General features: G+C 63.5%; 5 protein-coding genes. 1 reads left to right on the top strand and 4 read right to left on the bottom strand.

The window, feature by feature from the left end; translation table 11 throughout:
• The 4 genes from LJE61_RS13355 to LJE61_RS13340 form a co-directional block, all read right to left on the bottom strand.
• Nucleotides 1–1,460: B12-binding domain-containing radical SAM protein (locus LJE61_RS13355; RefSeq protein WP_296918628.1), on the bottom strand; the 1,460-nt coding region annotated here is incomplete at its 3' end.
• Nucleotides 1,457–3,556, bottom strand: a complete 2,100-nt coding sequence (locus LJE61_RS13350; RefSeq protein ID WP_296918626.1) for a B12-binding domain-containing radical SAM protein — start codon at nt 3,554–3,556, stop codon at nt 1,457–1,459. The genes LJE61_RS13355 and LJE61_RS13350, both read right to left, overlap by 4 nt.
• A 24-nt stretch (nt 3,557–3,580) precedes the next feature.
• The gene (locus LJE61_RS13345) at nt 3,581–4,648 is read right to left on the bottom strand and encodes a radical SAM/SPASM domain-containing protein (RefSeq protein ID WP_296918625.1); all 1,068 of its coding nucleotides are present in this window, start codon (nt 4,646–4,648) and stop codon (nt 3,581–3,583) included.
• A gap of 110 nt (nt 4,649–4,758) precedes the next feature.
• Nucleotides 4,759–4,881, bottom strand: a complete 123-nt coding sequence (locus LJE61_RS13340) for a hypothetical protein (RefSeq protein ID WP_296918624.1) — start codon at nt 4,879–4,881, stop codon at nt 4,759–4,761.
• 212 nt (nt 4,882–5,093) lie between these two features.
• On the opposite strand from LJE61_RS13340, the gene LJE61_RS13335 reads away from it, so the two are divergent.
• Entirely contained in the window at nt 5,094–5,837 is a 744-nt protein-coding gene (locus LJE61_RS13335; protein WP_296918622.1) for a hypothetical protein, read from the top strand.
• Nucleotides 5,838–6,831 lie beyond the last annotated feature (994 nt).

Raw genomic sequence — 6,831 nt, 5'->3', positions numbered from 1 at the left:
GCCGCACCGTGCATCTCGCGGCTGACGAGCCCGGCGGTGACCTCCGCCTCGCTCCTCGTCTCACCGGGAAACCCGAAAAAGAACTGGAGATTGAATGCGATCCCCAGGCGACGGCAGTCGTCCAGAATCCGATCGATCTCGCGTTGTTGCACGCCTTTGCCCATTCGCTCCCGGACACCGGGATCATAGGACTCGAGTCCGAAGATGAGGTTGACGCAGCCGGCATCCCTCAGCTCGCCCAGCAGCGCCGTGGTCAGCGCCTTCTCGAACCGGACCTCGCATTGCCAGGAGATCGCAGGACCCCGCTCCCGCAGCCGCCTGGCCAGCGCCGCTAGGGTTGCCGGTGCCACACAGTCGTCGCCGAAGGCGATACAGGTGCTGCCGTGCCGGGCATTGAGGGTGACGATGTCATCGTGAACGAGATCCGTGCTCCGAGCCCGATAGCTTCTGCGCATTGCAGGCGACACCGAGCAGAAATGGCATTTCCCCCAGTAGCAGCCGCGGGAGGTATTGAGCATCAGGACTGGATAGGGCGAGAGGTAGCGCTCCAGCGGCAGGCCACGATAGTCCGGGGTGGGCAGGGCGTCGATCTCCTCGGGCGCGACCGGATTTCGCCTGATCCGATCGTTCTCGCGGTAGACCAGATTCGGCACCCGGTCCAGCGGCCGCTCGCCGGCCAGGGCACCCAGCAGGGCGACCAGGGCGCTCTCGCCCTCGAAGGGGATCAGATAGTCGCACCAGTCGAAGACGCCTGGACAGTCCTCGATGCGGTCGTACCAGCGGCTGACGATGCTCCCGCCGAGCACTACCGGGACGCCAGGCATCCGTCTGCGGATCAACCGGGCCAGCGTCACCGCGGGTAGCACCTGGGTGCGGTAGGTGATCGAGATCCCGACCAGATTCGGGGTGGCAGCCTCGATCCGCGACAGCGTCTCGCTCGCCAGAAAGTCGATGAATGGATTGCTCCCGGTATTCTCGGCGTATGCAGTCAGCTCGCCCGGATCGGTGAAGTCCGGGGCGGTTGCGTTGGAAAAGCCGATGCGAATCGGATAGCTCACCGCCGAGTGGATCTCCAGGGCCTCGTCGACCAGGCGCTTGCACCGATCGAGCCTGCCGAGGTCGGCGAAGACCGACGGATCCCTGAGGCCAAGCACCGCCCAGTCGATCCCCCGCTCGACCATCGGTCCTTTGAGGGCGGCACTGATCAGAAAGGCGTATTCGACGGCCTGTTGCTCGGCGAGAGATGGCTCCTCGTCGAGTTGCTCGAGACGTTGACGTATCTTCTCGCCCGCCTCCCGGACCTTCGGACCATTCAGCCGATCGAGAACGAACCCGATATTGGCGTCGATCTGGACCGATTCGAATCCCGCCCGCTCGCGAAGAAAGGCGGTCAGGGCCGGCAACGCGGAGTACGGCTGACTTGGATCCGTCAATGGCGGGAAGATCAGGACCGGTCTCATCGATGCCGCTCCAGTCGTAGCAGACCCCGCCGTTCCAGGTCGACGAAGAACCGCTCGGTCTCGTCCCGGTTGGATTCACCCACGGCCATCAGGATCTCCTGGACGCTGAAACGTCCATCGCAGGCGCCCAGAAGCCGAATGCCGTCGTCCCCCACCTCCACCAGGCGCTCCTGCTTGGGGGAAAACACATAACGGGTCGGGCACTGGCGCAGAGGGACCGAGCTGCCTGTCTGCGATCGGTCCCGAAGCTGCTCGCGAATCTGATCCAGGTTGAATGCCAGGGTGATCGGGATCAGGCCCTCGGAGCGCAGTGGGTAGAGCGACGCCGGATCCACCAGCTCGACCGTCGGCAGCTCAGTCTGCTCGGGTGGTGCATGCTGCCCGGGGGGCAGAAAGACGAGATGACACCTGGAGAGCAGATAGAGGTCGATCAGCCGACGGATCTCCGGTTGCGTGCGCACCTCATCGAGAAAGGCGACTGCCTCGCTCGGGCTCAAGCCGCGATCGACCCTGTAGTCCGAATAGATCTTCAGGTCCTCATCGCCGTAGGGGCTGATCTCCCCGATGCCGAAGCGCCTCGGTGTCCGATGAACCGGCGATCGCTGCTCCAGCACGAAATTGGAGAACGCGATATGGGTAATCTCATGCCGAAGTCGCTTGATGAAGTCGATCGTCTCTTCCGCCTCCTGTCTGGTCTCTGTCGGGAATCCGATGAAGAACATGACGAAGGTTCGTATTCCGACTGCTGCGCATGCCTCGAGAATCGCCTCGGCATGCGCTGGCGTGATCCCCTTCTCCATCAGGTCGAGGACCCTGCTGGAGGCGGATTCGAGACCGAGCATCAGCATCAGACAGCCACCGTTGCCGAGCTTTTCCACCATTTGCCGATCGACGGTACGTTCGAATCGAAACTCCCCGAACCAACGGTAGGGCAGCCCGTCGCGTTCGATCGCACCCGCAAGACCACGGGCAATACGGGGGGGGATGCACTCGTCGGTGAAGTAAAAGAGATCCACGCCGTGGCGCTCTCCCAGGTATTTCATCTCACGGAGGATCCCGTCGACCGGCTTGATGCGGAATCGCCGACCGAACAGATGATAATGGGAGCAGAATGCGCAACGTCTCCAGTAACAGCCTCGCGACCCGAGAATCGGTAGAACGACCCGCGGTGCGAGGTAGCGATTCAGCGGTAAGTCGTCGAACGCGGGGGGCGGCAGCAGCGCGGGATCCGGAGGCGCACCCGGCGGGACGAATCGCGGTATGTGCCCCTCGAAACGGAGCAGTCCCGGCACCGTCGAGAGCGGGTCCCGCCGCTGGAGTGCGCCGAGCAGCGCATCCAGGGGTTGCTCTCCCTCATATGGGATCCAGACATCCACCAGGTCGCTGAATGCGGCGAGGGCGCTCCACCTGTCTTCGAAGAAGCCCACCAGCCCACCACCGGCCACGATCAGGGTCCCTGGCATCTGCCGCTTCAACAATCGCGCCAGCGTCAACGCCGGAATCAGCTGGCAATAGTAGTTGATCGACAGCCCGACGACATCGGGACAATGGTCCCGTATCGTGGAGATCCGAGTCTCGAAGAAGGGGAGGAAGAGATTCTGCTGCCGATCCTCGATGGCCCGCAGTACGTCTGCGCTCCTCGTCGGCAGATAGCTCATCGAGAAGCCGCGCGGATACCAGCGCACCGGGTGATAGGCGGCGGAGACAAGCTCCATCCCCCGGCGGATCACCCGGGAGCAGCGCAGATAGCTGGCACTGTCCCGATAGGAGTCCGGATCCCTCAGACCATTCATCGCCTGCTGAATCCTGTCTCTCAAGAAATCGGCCGAGAGATAATTCTCGACCATCAACCGATATTCCTCCGCCGATTCGGGGCGAAGCTCCTCTGCCCGCTCCATCGCGGTGATCCGTTCGCCGATCCTGGTGGAGCAGATCTCGATGTGCTCCGCCGAGAGCAGGAAGTCATAGGCGAGGAGATTGAGATCGAGCAGCGAGACCTCGTGATCGCGCTGGCCGAGATAGGCCGCCAACGAGGGGATCCCCAGCGGCGGGTGAGCGGGATCCGACGCCGGCGGAAAGATCAGCAGGGTCTTCATGCAGCAGCGCCGACGGTGCCGGCATCAGCCCCCGTTCATGACGCGGTGCAGACAAAACGGGTTGTCATGAGCGGAGCCGGTGGCGCCGAAGGCCATGAAGACACATCCGCCCCGGCAGATCTCTCCGAGCTCGCATCCCTTGCAATGACCGTGCAGATCCTCGACCTTGAAATTCCTCGTATAGGCGAATGCCCCGGGACGGCTCCAGATCTCTTCGAGGGACGATTCGCGGATATTGCCCTCCACGAAGGCATCGTCCTGCAATGAGAGGCAACCCTTGACGTTCCCGTTGGCCTCGATGCCCACGTTCAGGCAGCCGGCAGAGCAACCGCACCAGAAATTTAGATTGCCGCGGTTGGGAGTCGCGCGCAGCACCGCCTCATGGTGCGAAAAGTAGCCGATGTTGTCTGCGACACTGATCGCGAGCCGCTGTCGTTGTCTGGCCGCGACGACAAAATCGGCGATGGCAGGCAGATCTTCCGGGACGATCATCAGCTCGGGGTGCCGCGCGAGCTGACCCATCGGAGATCCCAGTTGAAGGCGCCACACGTCGACCGCGTGGGAAACGAGCAAGTCCTCGATGGCTGGCAGCTCGGGGAAGTTCATCCGGTTGATATGCGTGAGGACATTGACGGGGAGCCCCTGTGCCTTGACCAGAGAGCATGCTTGGATGACGCGCTCGAACGAGCGATGGTTCCTGCGCACGTGGTTGTGGGTCTGCTCTAGACCATCGAGACTGATGGCGATTCGGCACAGACCGATGTCCTTGAATTCCTGCGCCAGCTGCTCGTCGATGAGCAGACCGTTGGAGATCAGAGAGACGTGGATACCGAGCCGGACGAGCGTGCGGGCGATCTCCCGCCAATCCTTTCTCAGAAGGGCCTCGCCCCCGGAGAGCGCCACCTTCTCGCAGCCCAGGGACTCGAGCTGATGGCACAGATCTAAGGCTTCATCGAGGCTCAGCTCCTCGCCCCTGATACGATCGCCTTCGAGATCGGAGGCGCAGTGGAGGCAGCGCATATTGCAACGCGAGGTGATCTCCCAAACGCAATATTTGGGACGCTTCTTGATGCTGTCCAGGATCAGTCTCACGTGGGACTCCTGCCTCGATTCCGGAAGCCGCCCGCGGCACGACCGGGTCGATCAACAGAGAGATCTCCACATGGCATGCCCTCGCCGTGTGGAGAGGCTCCGCGGAGCAGTCAAGCGACGCCGACCCCACCTCCCCCGCCATCGTTGTAGGCGATCTCATCGCCGAGGGCATGCTCCAGTCTCTTGGCCAGCTCGACATCCTTGACGGTGGCCCGGATGGTTTCGCCGATCATCGCCCTGAGATCATCGCATCTCCATACGTCGACGCTGACCTGCATTTTCAGTGGCATCCTCTTGATGCGCGATTCATCTTGGCTTGTCATGACAGTGGTCCTCCGAGGCTGCGTGTGGCCTGAAGAAGCATAGAAGACGCTTATCGGAACATCAACCTCGCGCAAAGTCGGTGGGTGCGACGATACTCGTGGAGCCGGAAGAGGCACTCGGGATGTTCAGAGAGATCACTGTCGTGCTGCGCGAGCAGCTACTGGAGGTCGTGCCGGATTTCGCCGAGCATCTGGGCGACGACGGCAAGGCGATCGAGAGCCACAGCACCGGGCAGGTCGAGCGTAGCAGCGGGGAGACATCCGATCCCGATGCCGACTGGAGCTGCCATGATCCCCAAGGCATCGATGCCGGGACCGGCAAGGCGTGGAGCAAGATCAAGCGCTGGTTCGGCTATCGCCTGCAGCTGATCGCCGACACCCGCTACGAGCTGCCGGTAGCGTTCGAGGTGACACTGGCCTCCCACTCCGGGCCAGTGGTGCTGCGTCGGATGATCCGCGCGAGTTTCGCCGAGACCCCCGAGCTGGCCGAGTGCTGTCAGGACTTCAGCGCCGATCGCGGTCTCGACAGCGGCGAAACCAAGGCGATGCTGTGGGACGCCTACCGCATCCGCCCGCTGATCGACACCCGAGAGCTGTGGCGCGAGGAGAAGCAACACCCCGACGACGACCCCTCCAAGCCGATCACACGGGCGCTCGATCCCGCGCGCGTCGACACCATCGTCTATCCGGAGAAGGGCACCGTGCACTGCATCTGCCCGGCCACCGGCGAGCAGCGCGACCTCGCCTTCCAGGGCTTCGAGCGCCACTTAATCGGGGGGCTCTCCACGATGACCATCCGCGCCGGCCTCGCCCTGGCCGTGATGATGGCGATCGACGCCTCCAGTGTCGGGGCATCCTGGCAGTAGACCCGGTGCAAGGAAAGGTGACTGAGTCGCTCATGGGCACACAGCCGGTCGATGGATGCTGTAGCCCGATCGATATCCATCGGGGGGATAGGAAGTTCGACCGCGCGGGCGGCTGAAGCAGGGGCGAAAGTAGCATCGCCGAGAGGGGCATCGCAAGCGTCGCGAGGCATCCCCGAGGGCACCGACGTGGATGGGCGGGGGCGAGGTAGCCCTGCCGGAGGGGGCCGAGAGTCGTGAGGTGTGGTTTGCCGGGGACTGGGTGCAGGGAGGTACGCATCGCTGGCGGGTGGCGACGACGGAAGGAGATTACCACTGCAGTTCCTGGTTGAAGACGTACTCGGGTGAGGGTTGTGCCAGGGCCTGCCAGTCCGGTCCGGGATCGACCGGCGGGTCGTCCCAGGCTGGCGGTCCGCGGGCTGGGGCGATGCGGGGCGGCTCAGCGGGCCTGCCAATATGGGTGAGAAACTGCCGCAGGGGGCGGTCTCGGTGATGAAGGCGACGACGCGTACAGTGTCCGCGAACCGTTGGATTGCCGCCGTTCTTGTTCACAAGGCCACCGTCCGTTCCGGGTCGTAACCGGCCTTTCGGGAGCGTGACCGCCAGCGTCTGCAACGCGCGTTTACCGGACGTTAAGGTGGAGTGAGCCAGTGACCGGAATTGGCCGACTGGAGCCCCTCGCCGGACCTAACATGGGCGTCGGCTTCGCGTCCTTTGCGGTCATCCCGGGCATCGGCGCCGAGCGTCAGGTACCCGCGTGGGTCAGTCGCAGAGTTGGCAGCGGGAAGTGGCCGCTTCAGAGCAGCGCCCTACTTGTCCGGGCGTTGCATTTGCTGAATCACGCGGTCTGCGCCCGCGTCTCGCTGGCGAGCGACGTACCGTCAGCACTCCGTGGCCTCGGCCATCTCCAGGACATGTTCCGATCTCAACGACCAGAAGCTGGGCGGTAGTCAAGGGTCGCGGTGCCCGAGGCGCAACTGCACGGCGCGTCGATTCT

This window comes from Thiocapsa sp. (assembly GCF_022340925.1).
GTDB lineage: Bacteria > Pseudomonadota > Gammaproteobacteria > Chromatiales > Chromatiaceae > Thiocapsa.
The sequence above is the reverse complement of the archived record's forward strand: the minus strand, read 5'-3'. Positions and strand labels throughout refer to the sequence as shown.